The 15,656-nt window shown below is 66.8% G+C and carries 16 protein-coding genes and 1 pseudogene; 3 read left to right on the top strand and 14 right to left on the bottom strand.

Annotated features, from left to right (window positions below; translation table 11 throughout):
- Window positions 1-7: 7 nt before the first annotated feature.
- From ACIHAX_RS19775 to ACIHAX_RS19765, 3 genes are all read right to left on the bottom strand, one after another.
- The gene (locus ACIHAX_RS19775) at window positions 8-265 is read right to left on the bottom strand and encodes a cold-shock protein (protein WP_397278926.1); all 258 of its coding nucleotides are present in this window, start codon (window positions 263-265) and stop codon (window positions 8-10) included.
- Between the two features lie 23 nt (window positions 266-288).
- Window positions 289-429: a hypothetical protein gene (locus tag ACIHAX_RS19770; protein WP_397278924.1), complete on the bottom strand. Its 141-nt coding sequence runs from the start codon at window positions 427-429 to the stop codon at window positions 289-291.
- 207 nt (window positions 430-636) lie between these two features.
- Window positions 637-1,056, bottom strand: coding sequence for an HSP20 family small heat-shock protein (locus ACIHAX_RS19765; protein WP_355080895.1), 420 nt, complete (start codon window positions 1,054-1,056; stop codon window positions 637-639).
- Between the two features lie 145 nt (window positions 1,057-1,201).
- On the opposite strand from ACIHAX_RS19765, the gene ACIHAX_RS19760 reads away from it, so the two are divergent.
- Window positions 1,202-1,579, top strand: coding sequence for a MerR family transcriptional regulator (locus ACIHAX_RS19760; RefSeq protein WP_355080893.1), 378 nt, complete (start codon window positions 1,202-1,204; stop codon window positions 1,577-1,579).
- 8 nt (window positions 1,580-1,587) lie between these two features.
- On the opposite strand, the gene ACIHAX_RS19755 is transcribed toward ACIHAX_RS19760, so the two are convergent.
- The 7 genes from ACIHAX_RS19755 to ACIHAX_RS19725 all read right to left on the bottom strand — a co-directional run bounded on the left by ACIHAX_RS19755 (window position 1,588) and on the right by ACIHAX_RS19725 (window position 7,654).
- On the bottom strand, window positions 1,588-2,007 hold the full coding sequence (locus ACIHAX_RS19755; protein ID WP_364428119.1) for an ATP-binding protein: 420 nt from the start codon (window positions 2,005-2,007) through the stop codon (window positions 1,588-1,590).
- Window positions 2,008-2,292: 285 nt separating this feature from the next.
- Complete coding sequence (locus ACIHAX_RS19750) at window positions 2,293-2,739, bottom strand: response regulator (RefSeq protein ID WP_355080889.1); 447 nt, start codon at window positions 2,737-2,739, stop codon at window positions 2,293-2,295.
- Window positions 2,736-4,361 carry a CHASE3 domain-containing protein gene (locus tag ACIHAX_RS19745; RefSeq protein WP_355080887.1) on the bottom strand — a complete coding sequence of 542 codons (1,626 nt, stop codon included), beginning with the start codon at window positions 4,359-4,361 and terminating at the stop codon, window positions 2,736-2,738. The genes ACIHAX_RS19750 and ACIHAX_RS19745 overlap by 4 nt, the downstream gene beginning before the upstream one ends.
- Complete coding sequence (locus tag ACIHAX_RS19740; protein WP_364428565.1) at window positions 4,358-5,557, bottom strand: fused response regulator/phosphatase; 1,200 nt, start codon at window positions 5,555-5,557, stop codon at window positions 4,358-4,360. The genes ACIHAX_RS19745 and ACIHAX_RS19740 overlap by 4 nt, the downstream gene beginning before the upstream one ends.
- Before the next feature lie 278 nt (window positions 5,558-5,835).
- Window positions 5,836-6,000 carry a hypothetical protein gene (locus tag ACIHAX_RS19735; RefSeq protein ID WP_355080886.1) on the bottom strand — a complete coding sequence of 55 codons (165 nt, stop codon included), beginning with the start codon at window positions 5,998-6,000 and terminating at the stop codon, window positions 5,836-5,838.
- Between the two features lie 161 nt (window positions 6,001-6,161).
- Window positions 6,162-7,211 carry a fused (3R)-hydroxyacyl-ACP dehydratase subunits HadA/HadB gene (locus tag ACIHAX_RS19730; protein WP_364428111.1) on the bottom strand — a complete coding sequence of 350 codons (1,050 nt, stop codon included), beginning with the start codon at window positions 7,209-7,211 and terminating at the stop codon, window positions 6,162-6,164.
- Between the two features lie 113 nt (window positions 7,212-7,324).
- Window positions 7,325-7,654, bottom strand: a complete 330-nt coding sequence (locus ACIHAX_RS19725; RefSeq protein ID WP_364428108.1) for a DUF732 domain-containing protein — start codon at window positions 7,652-7,654, stop codon at window positions 7,325-7,327.
- Between the two features lie 372 nt (window positions 7,655-8,026).
- On the opposite strand from ACIHAX_RS19725, the gene ACIHAX_RS19720 reads away from it, so the two are divergent.
- The gene (locus tag ACIHAX_RS19720) at window positions 8,027-9,547 is read left to right on the top strand and encodes a catalase (protein ID WP_397278920.1); all 1,521 of its coding nucleotides are present in this window, start codon (window positions 8,027-8,029) and stop codon (window positions 9,545-9,547) included.
- 567 nt (window positions 9,548-10,114) lie between these two features.
- On the opposite strand, the pseudogene ACIHAX_RS19715 reads toward ACIHAX_RS19720, so the two are convergent.
- Together ACIHAX_RS19715 and ACIHAX_RS19710 are read right to left on the bottom strand one after the other, a co-directional pair.
- Window positions 10,115-10,264 (bottom strand): annotated as a pseudogene (locus ACIHAX_RS19715) (hypothetical protein); the annotation flags it as partial.
- A gap of 278 nt (window positions 10,265-10,542) precedes the next feature.
- On the bottom strand, window positions 10,543-11,907 hold the full coding sequence (locus tag ACIHAX_RS19710) for a hypothetical protein (protein WP_397278918.1): 1,365 nt from the start codon (window positions 11,905-11,907) through the stop codon (window positions 10,543-10,545).
- A 103-nt stretch (window positions 11,908-12,010) separates the two neighbouring features.
- Between ACIHAX_RS19710 and ACIHAX_RS19705 the strand changes: the two genes are divergently transcribed.
- On the top strand, window positions 12,011-12,925 hold the full coding sequence (locus tag ACIHAX_RS19705) for a helix-turn-helix transcriptional regulator (RefSeq protein WP_397278916.1): 915 nt from the start codon (window positions 12,011-12,013) through the stop codon (window positions 12,923-12,925).
- Between the two features lie 153 nt (window positions 12,926-13,078).
- Here the strand turns inward: ACIHAX_RS19705 and ACIHAX_RS19700 are convergent, their stop codons facing one another.
- Together ACIHAX_RS19700 and ACIHAX_RS19695 are read right to left on the bottom strand one after the other, a co-directional pair.
- Entirely contained in the window at window positions 13,079-13,249 is a 171-nt protein-coding gene (locus ACIHAX_RS19700) for a hypothetical protein (RefSeq protein WP_397278915.1), read from the bottom strand.
- 947 nt (window positions 13,250-14,196) lie between these two features.
- On the bottom strand, window positions 14,197-15,426 hold the full coding sequence (locus tag ACIHAX_RS19695; RefSeq protein WP_397278913.1) for an IS256 family transposase: 1,230 nt from the start codon (window positions 15,424-15,426) through the stop codon (window positions 14,197-14,199).
- Window positions 15,427-15,656 lie beyond the last annotated feature (230 nt).

Raw genomic sequence — 15,656 nt, 5'->3', positions numbered from 1 at the left:
GCCGTGGTCAAGCGTCGGGCAGCATCGGGCGCACCGCCGTGGCCTCGGGGCCGCGCTTGCGCATGGCGGCGGTGAACACCACTGGCTGACCCGCGTACAGCGCTTTGTATCCCGTGGTCTCGATGCTGGTGTACTCGACGAAAACCGGCGTGGGATCGTCTTCGGGCTGTAGAAACCCGAAGCCCTTCTCGATGTTGAACCAGACCACCGTGCCGCGGCGCCAGTATTCCGCCGCGGCACGGGGGCGGTAGGGCTGTTCGGTCACGAAAGTCAAGGATAGAGGCCGGATCACGCGGCGCTGCGCCGCACCGGATCGGAATGCATGATCCGCCGCCACCAAGCGTCCAGCGGACTGGGGTCGGGCCAGACGATCGCGGCGTCGGTCTCGGTCGCGGTGAGCATGGGGTCGGGTGGATCGGTGGCTGCCATAATCGGATGCTCCATCGAGTACGCTCCGTTCGCACGAAAACGCTTGTGCGACAACATCTTCCATATTTCGGCGAGAGGCGGGCCCGGTATTCCGGGCCCGCCCGAAAAAGCGGGAATGACACTCTTCGCAGATTTGACTCCGATATCACTGGCTGCGACATCACCTCGCTTTCGATTGTGCGGGAATCTTGCGGTTTACGCGGCTTCTCAGACGTCGATCGCCTTGTGCCCGTTACCGCGGCCGATTTCGATCTTGCGTGGCTTGGCCTTCTCTGCCACGGGAATCGTGAGGCGGAGAACGCCGTCGGTGTAGTCGGCGCGAATCTTGTCGGTGTCGAGGTTCTCGCCCAGGAACAGTTGACGGCTGAACACGCCGCGAGAGCGTTCCGCGGCGATCATCTCCCGGCCCGAGTCCAGTTCGGGACGACGCGCGCGTACCGTCACCACATTGCGCTCGATGTCCAGGTCCAGGGATTCGGGATCGATACCGGGCAGGTCGAACTCCACGACGAACTCCTCGCCGGCGCGCCAGGCATCCATCGGCATCACCGCGGGGTGCGCCTTCGTGCCGAACACCTGCTGCGTCAGACGGTCCAGATCGCGGAACGGATCGGTGCGCATCAGCATGGTCGCCACCTCCAACTCACTCCATTCTCCATAGTAGGGACCAGATAACCTCTGTTGTCTGGCATAGATTTTTTGTACCACCGGAGAAAGTTGAGCGCAAGGCGCTAAACTAGGAAATCTGTCGGCCGAAGTGAAGTGAGGATGGATGGCGCAGGAGAGGGGCGACTCGGTGCATCTGCCGGATCCCGACCGAGCGGTGTACGGGATTTCGGTCGCTGCCGAACTGGCTGGAATCGGGGTGCAGACGCTCCGGCTCTACGAGCGTCACGGATTGCTGACCCCTGCGCGCAGCGACGGGGGCACACGCCGCTACAGCGGCGACGATCTGGCCCGGCTGCGGCGAATCACCGACTTGGTCGCCACGGGAGCGAACCTGGCCGGCATCCGCCGCATCCTCGACTTGGAGGACGCGAACGCCGACCTGCACGCGGACAACGACCGGCTGCACGCGGACAACGACCGGTTGCAGGCCGACAACGTCCGTCTGCGAGACGCGCGGAACCATCCGCCCGGTGGCGCGTAGGTTCGGGACTATGCCGAAAAGGGTGTGCGCAGATCGACCACCGTGCCGGTATCGCCGGCGGTCACGGTGACCTCTGGAATGAGTGCGCGGATCAGTGGCATGCCCCGACCCCGCAGCGAATCGGCTTGCGGATCAGGGTGTTTCCATCGGCCGCTGTCGGAAATGGTCACCCGGAGTTCGTCGCCGTCGACCGACGCGCGCAAGCGGACCACGCCGCCGTCGCCTTCATGGCCGTGCTCGACGGCGTTGGTACACGCCTCACCGACGGCGAGCAGCACGTCGTAGGCCGGGGCCGCGGCCATGCCGCACTGGGTGAGCCAATCCTGCAAGGTATGCCGGACGGTAGCCAATTGCACCGCCTCGGCGGGGAAGTCCAGCTCCAGCGGCGTCACGGCGTTGGGTAGGGGAACCCGCTCGCCCGCGCTCACGAGCGCGTACCAGCCGCCGGGATCGCAGTGTGTCTGTCGCGGCCCGGTTTTCCCGTCGTCGTGCCTCGCCGATAGCGTCGATGCGCCGTCACCTCGTTACCTCCCTATCGGGGATCGGTGCGCTGTACTCGCCACGCCGAGCACGTGGACCGCCGTCGAGCTCGGCTGTCGTGTTCGCCGTGGATGTGCCGTTCTCCCCGAAGCTATACCCAGTTGATCATTCCTCATGCAAGGCCGCGGTCCCGTCGGTGAGAACCACCGGCACCGGCACCGCGGCGAACGTCATCACAGCATTTGGCGCGGCAGTCGGACGACCTGGACGAAGAACTCGTCGATCTGTTTGATGGCGGCGACGAACTGGTCGAGGTCCACCGGCTTGGTGACGTACGCGTTCGCGTGCAGCCGGTAACTGCGCAGTATGTCCTCCTCGGCCGCGGAGGTGGTGAGCACGACCACCGGGATGTGCGACAGATCAGGGTCGGCTTTGATCTTCTCCAGCACCTGCCTGCCGTCGTACTTGGGCAGGTTCAGGTCGAGCAGGATCAGATCAGGCCGCGGAGCGTCCGCGTGCCGTCCTTGGCGGTAGAGGAATTCGAGCGCCTCCTCGCCGTCCCTGGCGACGTGCAAGGTATTGCCGATCTTGTTGTCCTCGAAGGCTTCTCGCGTCATCAGCTCGTCGCCAGGGTCGTCTTCCACGAGCAGGATGTCGATGGGCTGGCCGGGATCGGTCATGCGGTGGCTCCTTCAGGGGCGGGTACGTCGGCGGTGCGGACGGTGAGGTCGGCTTCGGCGGTGCGCAGGGTGAAGTAGAAGCGAGCGCCCGCGGTGTACTCGGTGTCGATCCAGATCCGGCCGCCGTGATACTCCACGATCTTCTTGCAGACAGCCAGCCCGATACCGGTTCCGCTGTACTCCTCACGATTGTGCAGCCGCTGGAAGATGACGAACACCTTCTCGGCGAATTCGGGCGCGATACCGATGCCGTTGTCCGAGATCGACAGCAGCCAGCCGCTGCCGTTCTCGGCCGGTTCGCAGGTGATCTCGATCCGCGGTACGCGGTCGGGCTCGCGGAACTTGATGGCGTTGGCGATCAGGTTCTGCCACAGCATGGTCAGCAGGGTCGGATCGCCGATGATCTCGGGCAGCTCGTCGGGCCGCTGGATGCTCGCGGTGGTGTCGTCGATCACCGCGGAGAGATTGGTCAGGGCCTTGTCCAAGGCCGGGCCGAGGCCGGTGGGTTCGGTGCGGTCGGTGACGCGGCCGACGCGGGAGAAGGTGAGCAGGTCGTTGATCAGCACCTGCATCCGCTTGGCGCCGTCGACGGCGAAGTCGATGTACTGCTTGCCGCGCTCGTCGAGCTTGTCGCCGTAGCGCTTCTCCAGCAACTGGCAGAACGACGCAACCTTGCGCAGCGGCTCCTGCAGGTCGTGCGAGGCGACATAGGCGAACTGCTCCAGCTCGGCGTTGGACCGGCGCAGTTCCACGGCCTGCAGGTCCAGATCCGTCTTCTGCTCCGCGAGCACCGCTTCCTTGGCGCGGGAGGAATCCAGCTCGGCGACGATGCGGCGGCGCATGCTCTCCACCGCGTTCGCGACGGTCACCAGGTCTGCGGGGCCGTGGGCGTCGATGTGATGATCGAAGTCGCCGCCCGCCACCCGCAGCGACGCATCCGTCAAGGACCCGAGGGGACGGACGATCAAGCGCCGGATCAGCACGGTCAGCAGGACACCGGTCAACAGGAACGCCACGACCATCCCGGCCAGCACGGCGTCCCGGACCGCGCGAGTGTGGGTCAGCTCGTCTTCGTCGTGCGCGATGGTCGCCGCGAGACTGCTGTTCTGGGTGTCGAAACGTGTCCGGAGGTCGTCGAACAGCGGTTTACCGCGGACCGGCGTGGTGGGGTCGGTGCCGAGGGGTGATCCAGAGGCCAACCCCGCGACCAGCGGCTCCGCGTACTCGCCGCGCCACCGCTGTGCGGCCTGCTCCACGGCGTCGAGCTCGTCGAGCAGCGGCTCTCGATCGGCCAGCAGCTCGCGCAGGCGGGTCGCCGACTGCGCCTCGTCCCGGGTGCCGTCCCGGTAGGGCTGGAGGAACTGCGGGTCGGCGGTGATCCGGTAGCCGCGCAGACCGGTCTCCTGGTTAACCAGGGCACTCTGTAACCGGTAGGCTTCGGCCGCCGCGGGCAACGTCCTGTCGACGAGCCGATCGGTCACGCGGTTGGCCTGCGCGATCACCTGGGCTCCTGCCACGGTGCCGATGATCACCACCAGCACCATCGCGGCCAGTACCAGTTGGAACCAGGCCTGGGCGGTCAATCGTGCGCTGAGCGGCGCTCGACCGGTCGTCATCGTCATCGGTCCTGTCCTTGCCCGTCGCCGTTCCATCCCAGATACAGAATGGCGACATCGTCGTCCAATCCGCCGGACGCACCCGCCAGCGCCTCCACGCGACCGATCAGCTCGTCGACGAACCAGTCGGGATCCGCGGCTCGCACGGCGCGCGCGACCTCCATCAGCCCTTGCTCACCGAGTCGTTCCCGGTCGGTCCCGGCGTACCCTTCGAACAGGCCGTCGGTGAACACCATCAGCCCGGAGCCCAGCGGCAGCTCCAGATCGTGGACGGGCCACTCGGCGCGACCGGGCAGAAAGCCGAGGGCGGGCCCGCCGGGGACCTCGACCCAGGTCAATCCGGAAGCCGAGCGCAGCAGCATCCCCGGGTGCCCGGCCCGCAGCACCTGGGCGCGGCGGTCGCCGGGATACAACACCAGGCTCGTGACCGTCGCGAAAGTCTGCTTGCCGGTGCGTTCGGCCAGCAACACTTGCTCGAGCAGCCGCAGTTGCCGTGCGCCGGTGACGCCGCTCAACACCAGGGTGCGCCAGGCCAGGCGCAGTGCCACGCCGGTCGCCGCCTCGTCCGGGCCGTGGCCCGACACGTCGCCGATGACGGCGTGCACCGTGCCGTCCGCGTCCTGCACGACGTCGTAGAAATCGCCGCCGAGCAGTGAATGGGCCCGGCCGGGACGGTAGCGCGCCACGACGTCGACCACCCGCTGTCCCCGCAACAGCGGGGTGGGCAGCAGGCCGCGCTCCAGCCGCGCGTTCTCCTGCGCGCGCATATTGCTCGCCTGCAGGGCCGCGCTGGTGCGCTCGGCCTGCTTGCGCTGGATCGCGTACCGCACGGCGCGCCCGAACAGCTCCGGCTCGACCCGGCCTTTGACCAGATAGTCCTGAGCTCCCGCCGCGACCGCGGCCAACCCGGTCTGCTCCTGATCGAGCCCGGTCATCACCACGATCGCGACCTGGTCGGTGTGCCTGCGGATGCGCTCCACCGCCTCGAGCCCGTTTGCATCGGGCAGATGCAGGTCCAGCAGCACACAGTCGGGCTCGGCGGAGGCGAGGTGCTCGGCGGCCTCCGCCAGCGACCGGACCCAGTCCAGTCGCAGGCCCGGCGCGCCGTCCACGACCAGTTCCTCCACCAGCAGCGCATCCCCCGGGTCGTCCTCGATCAAGAGCACCGAAGGTTGCTGCCACGGCCAATCCGCGCCGACCATCACCTCGGGATCGTCGTCTGTCCCGTCACGCCGCACGGACACCGCCGGTCGTGGGTCCGGTTGCGACGGAACGACTGACAGCACTGATGCCGTCGTCGGCGAACACCGACAACCCGGCCTCCGATCCCCAATGGCGGCACCAGCGCACGCCTACTGTCTCAGCGGCCGCTTGCTGGACCGAGAGGCAGGCAAGATCGTATCCGATCCGCTACCCGACCGAGACATGACGGTGTTCAGCTGGGCAGAAGCGGAGGCTGGGCGCGAAGGGGGCCGGAAGATCAGACCATGGTGCCCGTCAGTCGTGCGGTGCTCCGCTCGTCGTCCCTGGTCGCGCCGTCGCGGCGCGGGGAGCGGACTTCCGCCAAGCTTCGTGCGACGACCGTGGCATGGACCGCGATGACGGCAAGGGAAGCCGAGCCGATCACAGCAAGAAGCACAACCACGACAGATACCGGTCCTTTCGGGTGCGAGCGGGCCGGTTGCCCGCTCGATCGAGTGCCGAGTTCGCGTCCACCGATCCCGGCGGGCGCGTGCTCCGCCTCCAACGTGCCCGCGTCGCTCCGGACCAAACACACCGATGCGGCGGCGCGAACGGGTCGCGCGATCACGCGAGGACGACCTCGGCCGTCGCGCGACCGAAGATCTTGTGGCCGTCGTGCTCGGCGGTGATCGCGACGGTGGCGGTGCGCGTGTCCGCGTCCAGGTGTTTCACCCGGCCCGAGAACTCGATCCGGCCTCCGGTCGCGCCGACGTGCACCGGATTGGTCAGCCGGACGTTGTAGGAGCGCAGGGCCCCGGGGTCGCCCAGCCACGAAGTGAGCAAATCCACACTGAGCCCGATGGTGAACATGCCCTGCGCGACAACCGTTCCCATTCCCATCTTGGCCGCCGCCTCGGTGCTCCAATGGATGGGGTTCGGGTCGCCCGCCACTCCGGCGTAATTGACCAGGTCGCCTTGGCTGACCGTGAGTGTGCGTGGGGGAAGTTCAGCTCCCGGACGCACGGCTTCGAACCGCCGTCCCCGCGGGTTCGCCGATGTGACGGGCGTCTCGCGGGCGGGCTCGCTGCCGTTCCCCACGCGGCGCGGGTCGGGGACACGGCGCTGCTGCCGGGCCTCCGGGCGTACTCCGTGCATCACCACCGCGTCCAACCAGTCAGGCAAGGCCTCGTCGGCCCGCCCGACCAAGCTGGTCCGAGACGTGAGGACCGGCCGATCATCCTGGTCCAGGATGGTCTGGCGCAGGACGATGAGGTCGCCGCCGAACGCGTGCCGGAACGAGTCCAGGGACATCTCGAAACAGATCCGGTCGCCGGCCAGGAGCGGACGGTGGAATTCGATCATCTGGTCGGTCTGGATGGTCCGGCTCAGGTCGTAGCCGGGCAGGATCGTGTCGAACACCTCGGCATAGGCGAGATACCCGGGCACCGCGCCGAAGGTCGGCGGAGCGACCAGGTTGCCGTAGCCGAGGTCGGCAGCGGCGTCCTCCGACCAGTGCGCCGGGTGCTGATTGCGCACCGCGCGGGCGTACTCACGGATCTTCTCGCGGGCGACCTCGTAGTGATCGCCGCTGCGATACCGGCGCCCGACCATAGCGGCGGGCACCGCGGCGTCGGCCGCGTCGTTCGCACTCGATGTAGCAGGGATTCTGGACATCGCGGGGGAATCTACCCAAGGAGAGCCGAATTTCCGGTCAGCCCGCATCGCACGCCGTTTCGCGGCCGGAGACGTCCGCGGACCGGGGCGCCTCGCTCGCCGATCGTGGCGGTTCAGCACAGATTCCGCTCGGCGGCCACCACCACGGCGGCGGCCTCGTCCACCGATTGGTGCGCGCTCACCCGCACGACGATGTCGGCTTCGGGCGTTCCCGCCGCCAATTCCCGGCACACCGCGTAGCCCAGATCGAGCAGCGCCGCGGTCACGCCGTCGCCCGCGGTCCGCACCCCGAGCCGCTGTAGATCGGCGAAATAGCCTTTGGTGGCACCGCGCGGCGCGTGCGCCCGCGCTTCGGCGACGATGAACGCCGCCGCGACCGCGGAGACGGACAACGCGCAGACGACCAGCACCCCGCACAGCGCGAGCTTCATTTCGTTTCCCATCGAAATAATTTGTGGTCGGACGGAATTCGGCATGCGACAGCCGACGCAGCCTAGCCGGGCGCCGGTCGCCTCGCGAAAGAGCCCCCGTGCCGGTCGTGCGCGTACCGAACGCGCGCCGCCGGTGGCGCGGCCTCGGTCGCTCGTCGTCGCGGAAGGCCTGGTCAGCGCTAGTTTGAGCAGTGGTCCCCTGGGAAGTCGATCGACAGGACCGACGGGACGGGTATCGGCCATCGGCCGGCTGCGGCGGCGATGCCGTTCGTCGAGCGCGGGAGCCTACCCGCAGACCCCGTCGCGGTCGTGAAGCGATCGCGCCGCTCGTCTCTGCGGTCTCGTCGCCGGCCTCCTGCCCGCGGCTCGTAGGAGAGGAGAGAGATGTCTGGCCCGAACTACACCACCGATGACGCCGGGATCCCGGTCCCCAGCGACGAGCATTCACTGACCGCCGGCCCGGATGGGCCGATCCTGCTGCAGGACTGGTATCTGATCGAGAAGATGGCGGCGTTCAATCGGGAACGGGTGCCCGAGCGCCAGCCGCACGCGAAGGGCGGCGGCGCGTTCGGCGTCTTCGAGGTCACCCACGACGTGAGTGCCTACACCATGGCCGAGGTTTTCCAACCGGGGAAGAAGACGGAGATGCTGGCCCGCTTCTCCACCGTCGCTGGAGAGCGCGGCAGCCCCGACACCTGGCGCGATCCGCGCGGGTTCGCGCTGAAGTTCTACACCGAGCAGGGCAACTTCGACATGGTCGCCAACAACACGCCGATCTTCTTCGTGCGCGACCCGATGAAGTTCCAGGACTTCATCCGTTCCCAGAAGCGCCGCGCCGACAACAATCTGCGCGACCACGACATGCAATGGGACTTCTGGACGCTGTCGCCGGAATCCGCGCACCAGGTGACCTGGTTGATGGGTGACCGCGGTATCCCGCGCACGTGGCGGCACATGAACGGATACTCCAGCCACACCTACATGTGGGTGAACGCCTCCGGGGAACGGTTCTGGGTCAAGTACCACTTCAAGACCGATCAAGGTATCGAGTTCTTCACCCAGGACGAAGGCGATCAGATGGCGGCGATGGACACCGACTATCACACCCGCGATCTGTGGGAATCCATCGAAGGCGGCGATTTCCCGAGTTGGACGTTGAAGATGCAGATCATGCCGTTCGACGAGGCGAAGTCATACCGGTTCAACCCCTTCGACCTGACCAAGGTCTGGCCGCACGGCGACTATCCGCTGATCGACGTCGGCAGGATGACGCTCGACCGCAATCCGGCGGATTACCATACCGAGATCGAGCAGGCGGCGTTCGAGCCGAGCAGTTCGGTACCCGGCACCGGGCCGAGCCCGGACAAGATGCTGATGGCCCGCTGGTTCTCCTACCCCGACGCGCACCGGCACCGCATCGGCGCCAATTACAAAGAGCTCCCGGTCAATCGGCCGCACGCCACCACCGTCCGCTCGTACAGCAAGGACGGCGCGCTGCGTCACCACAACCCGGGCGATCCGGTGTACGTGCCGAACTCGAAGGGCGGCCCGCACGCCGATCCCGCCGTCGCTGGTCCGCCCGCGACGTGGCACACCGACGGAGAACTCGTGCGCTCGGCCTACACGCTGCACCGGGACGACGACGATTGGGGCCAGGCGGGCACCATGGTCCGCGACGTGCTCGACGACGCGGCACGGCAGCGGCTGGTGGACAACATCGTCGGGCACCTGCTGAACGGCGTCAGCGCGCCGGTGCTGGACCGGGCATTCGAGTACTGGCGCAATGTCGACAAGAATCTCGGCGACCGGGTCGAGGCCGGGGTGCGCGCGAAACAGGACGAACTCGACCCCAAGGCGGCCGGGCAAGCAAATCCGGCTCGCTCGTCGGCGCAAGCGAAAGCCTGACGGACGCCAACAAGCGGCCGGTACCGACCGGCCGCTTGTTCGTTGTCTTTTCGTGATCATTTCGGCGTGTGTCCCGCGCCAGCTCTTCGAATGTGTGCGGGAGCATGACTCTCCGGATCCAGTGGACCGCAAGCACCGTGGTGTTTCGAACGAATTCGAGGCTCGGTGACGTCCCCGTGGTACCGGATGGGTCGTACCGGGCCGGCCGACGCAGATCGGAGGACCGCATCATGGCGTCTGACGCCGATATTCGACCTGATCAACGCGCACAACATAGTTCGTGGGCCGCCCGGACGATCGCCGCGGTATGTGCGGCCGCGGCAGCCGTGCTTCCCGCCGCCCCCGCCGTGGCGGAGCCGTCGTCCGTCGGCGAACCCGATCTCCCGCTGGAGGTTCCCATTCCCGGTGGATTCCGGGGTTTCTCCGAAATCCTGCGATTCGTTCCGCCCGCGCCGCCGGTGCCGCAGATGCCGCTCGGTCGACCTGTGCCGCACCACGGCGGGATATCGGCGCCGCATCAGGACGGTCGTTCGCTGCCACACCACGGCGGCGCGACCGGTCACACGGCGAAGGGATAGGTTCGGGCAATTCCCCGGCTTCCCATCGGGAGGTTCCGTCGAGCGGTTCCAGTGCGCGGGTCTCCTCGATGTGAATCAGCGCGTCGAACCGGTGGGCGATCCGTACTCGGAAGTAGTGACTGCGCCGCTCGGCTCGCGGCCGGTGGCGACGCCCGGTGTGGGCGTGGTCGCGCACACGATTCGGTCCAAGGCGCGACCCACTTCCTGGTACGTGGACTCGGAGCAGCGGGCACGGCCACCACGATTCGCGTCGGACCCGGTCGCCGCACCGCTCCGGCGCGGCGCGCATATTCGCGCCGTTCGCGACGTCGTCGACCAGGGGCATGGTCGTGCCCGCTACGTATCGCCCAATGGGTGCTGTCGGACGTATAGTGCGTCTTCAACCCGCGCATGGCCGGACGAAGGCGGAGGGTACGCCTAACTCGGTTCCATGCGCCCATGTCGAGCCGTCGACGCCCTGGACATCGCGGGTCGCATCGCCGCCATGTCGGCCGGAGCGCGGCGCGGCACGCGGGCTCTTCGCCTCGGAAGAGCGCGGAGAGCGAGTCCGATCCCGCAGCCGACCGCGATGGCGAACGCCGCCCATTCCGAGCCCGACACCACGGTGACCGGGCCCCAATCGTGCAGATGGTGCGGCGACACCATCGTCCAGTCGAACGACTCGGTGCGGGTGGGCGCCACGGTCGAGGGGCGCCACAGGATGGCGATCGCCAGAATGCTGCCCGCCGTTCGTGGCTGGATGCAGACCGCGCAATACCCCGCGACGACGGCGAGCGCGGCCGTGACCACGTTGCGCGTGCCACCTGGTGGGGCAACGGAGGCGAACAGCGCGACGGCCGCGAGCAAACCGGCGCCTATCCGGGGATTCGAGGGTCGGATTCGGGTTCCTACCACATACCCGAGCAGGATCAGGCCCAGCAGGAGCGGCACGCTCCATATCGGTCGCGGACCGTTGCCCACCGCGCTGCCTGTGGCGCTGAGCCCGACCGCGAGGTAGATCGCGATCCCGTCCCGGCGCGGTAGCAGCCAGGCGGCGAGGGTCGTGGCCAGCAGCGTGCACAGTGCCGTCACGATCAGCGCGAGACTGCCGTCGCCGTGACGGAAGCGCCACTCCGCGACGGCCAATTCGGTCAGCACGAGCACGATCGCGGCGATGACCGGGCTGAGCGGCAGTTCCGGATAGATCGGTTCCGGCGTGAAGCGGTGCCGGGTGACCACCTGGCACGTCAGGATGAGCCCGGCCACCGCCGCCAGCAACCACAGAGGTTGCGTTTCCAACACCGACCACACGTGTGGCTCGGCGGTCGCCCGATGCGGGTTGCCCAGCAGCCCCGACGCCTGCGAGAGCGTGATGACCACGAAGCAGCCGACAGCGCCGAGTACCAAGCCCGTCGCGGGCACGCGGCGGCCGAGTACTGCCACGCCCGTCGCGCCGAGCAGGATGCCGCTGCCGATCGCGTCGAGGTTGGCGGTGGTCGTCAGTACGTCGGGCGAGGCACTGTTCGCTTCGACCGTGTGTGTGACGAACAACAGCGATGTCGCCGCCAGCGCGATCCACCACGCGGTACGTGCCCGCGCCAGACTGACCGCGACCACCGCGGTGACCGCCGCGACCAGCACACCGATCGCTGCCTCCCGCGGCACGCTCAACACCAATCGGTTCACCTGATAGGGCGTGCAATGACAGGTCCTGCCGAAGCTGAGCGGCACGACCAGCAACAGCCCGGCCACCGCGGCGGCCAGGAACGCGGTGACGCCTTCGAGTGCTTCACGCCAACGCACCACTTCACAGTCCTACCCAGCCGGGACGAACCGAACATCACCGGCGCCGCGCCGCGCTGAAACTGGTACCAGCAGCACCTGGATACTTGTGTCCCGGTACGGGATGATCTCTGGAATGACCGAAGTCGTCGATGTGCGAGCAGTGCGCAGGGCGCGCCGCGCGGAACTAGGAGCCTTCCTCAAATCCCGGCGAGCGCGTATCGCACCCGAGGATGTCGGCATCCCGACCGGAACGCGTCGACGTACACCGGGGCTCCGTCGCGAAGAAGTCGCCCAATTATCAGGAATCGGCGTGACCTGGTATACGTGGCTGGAACAAGGCCGCCAGATCAATGTGAGTGTTCAGGTGTTGAATGCGGTGGCGCGGACTTTGTCGTTGGATGCGGCGGAGAAGGCGCATTTGTATCGGTTGGCGGATGTGCCGACGGTGCCTTCGGTGGATTCGGGGTCGGCGTTGCCGGAGGAGTTGCAGGTGATCTTGGATCATTTGGAGCCGTTACCGGGGGTGGTGTTGAGTGCCAGGTATGACGTGTTGGCGCACAACTCCTCGTACGAGGCGTTGTGCCCGGGATTTCTGGCGGGGGAGCGGAATGTGGCGCGTCGCGTCTTCCTGACCCCGGAGTGCTGCAACGCCTACCGCCATAATTGGGATGATCTGCGGCGGATGGTGGGGTATCTGCGGGGCGCGTATGCGAAGAACTTGGGGGACCCGCAGTGGGAGGAGTTCATCGCGGAGTTGTGTGGGGAGAGTGAGAGTTTCGCGTCGTTGTGGGCGTTGAATGATGTGGCGGTGCCGGTGAGTCGGACGAAGGCGGTGCGAAATTTGGCGGTGGGGGAGTTGGAGATGTTTTTGACGAGTATGTCGTTGCCGTCGGTGCCGAATGCGTGGATGCAGGTGTATACGCCGGTCGATGAGGTGGCGTGGGGGAAGTTGCGGGCGTTGTTGGCGATGAGTCCGGAGGAGCGGTCGCGTCCGTGGGCGGAGCATCGGGAGTTGTACCACGCTGCGGCGGGGTGAGGGCCAGGTTGATTCGGTGACGTGAACAAGGATTGTGGCGCGTGGGTGCGCCGGATGCATGCTCGCCGAGGACAGCGCCCAGGTGCGCCCCCGTCGTCTTCGTGCACGGAGTCAGGGGCAAGTGCGGTGGGGTTGTCGCTCGGTCGCCGGAATCTAGGTTTCTGGCTCGTCGGTTTGATCTGTGGCGTAGCCGCCTTGCCACCATCGGCGCAGCACGGCGAGTTGACGCTCGGAGAGCGGACCGGAAAGCCGTTGGTGGACCTCGTTGATGTAGGCGAGTTCCTCGTCGGTCCATTCCCGCGAGTGATCGGTGTTCTCGCCCATGTCAGGCCTCCTGTGGGAGCTGCTGGTGAGAGGCCTGGGCCGCGGGAAAAGGGCGGACCGTGCACGCGAATCGGCCTGCCCTGAGCTGCTGGAGATACCAGCGTTCTGGCTTGCCCACTGCGCGCGCACCGACGGGCACCGGGTATGTCGCCTAGTGCGGAGCGCCGGGCGCGAGTGGGTCGAACTCAGGTATCGGTGTGTTCGATTCGCCGCTCACTTTCGACCTTTCGGGTTGTTCGGGCAGCCATCGAGATGCCGACCATGCACGGGCTGAGGCTGAAGATCTGCTCTGATTCTAAGTGCGCGTTCTGTCGACCTACCGGAATCGGCTGCTCGCAGCAGGGCGTAGACGACCGCCGCCAGTGCGATGCGCCGCAGATCTATCATGTGCATACTCAGATATGCGCATCTATCAATGTCATTGCAGTCAACCACCCCAGCGTGAACACGCAGTAGAAGCGGTGCTCGATGCGCTCGCTTCCGATCGGCTGAGATATTGGTAGTCGAGGTGAGCCACCGAGCGGTCTGCCCATGTGGCCGTTACTCCGCCGGTATCGTTGCCGGTTCGGAGGCCTCTGGGAGCCCTCCGTGGCCGACCGTGCTGTGGCACGTTGCTGGGATCAGAGATGTGCGAGCTAGCCTCCGCGTGGGCATCCCCCATGAGGGAAATCTATTGCATGCGATTCATTCCCAGCGTGCAGAATGGCACGGGTCGGAACGGAAATCCTGACACTGAAAGCCTCAGGAGCAAGAACCTGATCAGCGTGCTGGGCCGCTGCGAGTTCCGGACCGCGCCGCTGGCGGCCCGGTTCAGCCGCCGACAAGTGCGGTGCGGCACATGAAATACCAGAAGCCTCGTTCGTATTGATCCGACGTTCGGTTCGGAACCCAGGTCAAGTCCGGGGGCGTGGTGTAGGTGGGGCGGTCACCGCTGATCTGGTTGGTGGTCAGGCGGTGAGGGCTGTGTTGGTGGTTTCCTCCTGTTGGTCTGGGTTGGTGTCGGTGGTGGCGCGGGATCGGGCCAGGACGTCGAGGCCGAGGTAGCGGCGGCCTTCGATCCATTCGTCGTGTTGTTCGGCCAGCACCGCGCCGACGAGACGGATGATCGCGGCGCGGTCGGGGAAGATGCCGACGACGTCGGTGCGGCGGCGGATTTCCTTGTTCAACCTCTCTTGGGGGTTGTTGGACCAGATCTGCTTGGGGAAGGCGGTGAACGCGAGCAGGTCGGCGGGGGCGGTATCGAGGTGGTCGGCGACTTTCGACAGCTTCTCGGCCAACGCGTCGAGCATCCGATCGTACTGAGCTGCAACCGATTGCGGGTCGGCCTGGTCGAAGGCCGAGTGCAGCAGGGTGGGGACCCACGGCCACGAGGTCTTCGGTGTGACTGACATCAGGTTCACGGTGTAGTGGGTGTGGCAGCGCTGCCAACTCGCGGCGGGCAGTGTCGCGCCGATCGCGGCGACCAATCCAGCATGTGCGTCGGAGGTGACCAGGCGTACTCCGGTCAGGACGCGGGCGACCAGGTCCCGGAAGAACGCCAGCCAGCCGGCGCCGTCCTCGCCGGAGGTGACCTGGATACCGAGGATTTCGCGGTAGCCCTCGGCGTTCACGCCGGTCGCGATCAGGCAGTGGACGTTCACCACCCGTCCGTTCTCGCGCACCTTCAACACCATGGCGTCGGCGGCGACGAACGTGTACGGACCTTGATCCGGCGGGCGGGTGCGGAGAGCTTCGACCTGGGCGTCCAGGTCTCGGGCCATCATCGACACCTGGGATTTGGACAGGCTTGTGATCCCGAGGGATTCGACCAGTTTCTCCATCCTGCGTGTCGATACTCCAAGCAGGTCGCAGGTGGCGACCACGCTGGTGAGTGCGCGTTCGGCGCGTTTGCGTCGCTCCAACAGCCAGTCCGGGAAGTAGCTGCCCGATCGCAGTTCGGGGATCGCGACGTCCATGGTGCCGACCCTGGTGTCGAAATCACGATGCCGGTAGCCGTTGCGGGAGTTGACCCGCTCGCTGCTTCGTTCTCCGTAGCTGGCACCGCACACCGCGTCGGCTTCGGCACTCATCAACGACTGGATGAACGTCGAGAGCATGGTGCGCAGCAGGTCGGGGCTGGCGACGGCGAGTTGGTCAGACCACAACTTCGACGGGTCGATAGGCTCGACCGAGGTCATCGCGTGAACTTCTCCTTCGTTGAGCTTGGCGGTTCAAGAAGGATCACGCGGTGACCGCCCACTACCCGGCTACGACACGCTCACACGGTCGCTCCGAAGTCGCTGGTACACCACTCTGCCGGACGCAACCGCGGTCCCGGCGCGTAGTTCGCCCCGGGAGCGGCTCGCTTACCTGATGGATATGCGCGGACACGGCATCGAGCGGCTCGGCGGGCACAGGCCAGTTCGAC

The sequence above is a fragment of the Nocardia sp. NPDC051929 genome (assembly GCF_044548645.1).
GTDB classification, from domain to species: domain Bacteria; phylum Actinomycetota; class Actinomycetes; order Mycobacteriales; family Mycobacteriaceae; genus Nocardia; species Nocardia sichangensis.
This window is presented reverse-complemented; position numbering and strand designations above follow the sequence as displayed.

What these genes read in the sequence shown, in the direction of transcription:
- ACIHAX_RS19760 (WP_355080893.1), top strand. Translation starts at nt 1,202, where the DNA reads ATGGCGCAGGAGAGGGGCGACTCGGTGCATCTGCCGGATCCCGACCGA.
- ACIHAX_RS19730 (WP_364428111.1), bottom strand. Translation starts at nt 7,211, where the DNA reads ATGTCCAGAATCCCTGCTACATCGAGTGCGAACGACGCGGCCGACGCC.
- ACIHAX_RS19725 (WP_364428108.1), bottom strand. Translation starts at nt 7,654, where the DNA reads ATGGGAAACGAAATGAAGCTCGCGCTGTGCGGGGTGCTGGTCGTCTGC.
- ACIHAX_RS19770 (WP_397278924.1), bottom strand. Translation starts at nt 429, where the DNA reads ATGGCAGCCACCGATCCACCCGACCCCATGCTCACCGCGACCGAGACC.
- ACIHAX_RS19750 (WP_355080889.1), bottom strand. Translation starts at nt 2,739, where the DNA reads ATGACCGATCCCGGCCAGCCCATCGACATCCTGCTCGTGGAAGACGAC.
- ACIHAX_RS19765 (WP_355080895.1), bottom strand. Translation starts at nt 1,056, where the DNA reads ATGCTGATGCGCACCGATCCGTTCCGCGATCTGGACCGTCTGACGCAG.
- ACIHAX_RS19720 (WP_397278920.1), top strand. Translation starts at nt 8,027, where the DNA reads ATGTCTGGCCCGAACTACACCACCGATGACGCCGGGATCCCGGTCCCC.
- ACIHAX_RS19745 (WP_355080887.1), bottom strand. Translation starts at nt 4,361, where the DNA reads ATGACGATGACGACCGGTCGAGCGCCGCTCAGCGCACGATTGACCGCC.
- ACIHAX_RS19740 (WP_364428565.1), bottom strand. Translation starts at nt 5,557, where the DNA reads ATGGTCGGCGCGGATTGGCCGTGGCAGCAACCTTCGGTGCTCTTGATC.
- ACIHAX_RS19695 (WP_397278913.1), bottom strand. Translation starts at nt 15,426, where the DNA reads ATGACCTCGGTCGAGCCTATCGACCCGTCGAAGTTGTGGTCTGACCAA.
- ACIHAX_RS19700 (WP_397278915.1), bottom strand. Translation starts at nt 13,249, where the DNA reads ATGGGCGAGAACACCGATCACTCGCGGGAATGGACCGACGAGGAACTC.
- ACIHAX_RS19705 (WP_397278916.1), top strand. Translation starts at nt 12,011, where the DNA reads ATGATCTCTGGAATGACCGAAGTCGTCGATGTGCGAGCAGTGCGCAGG.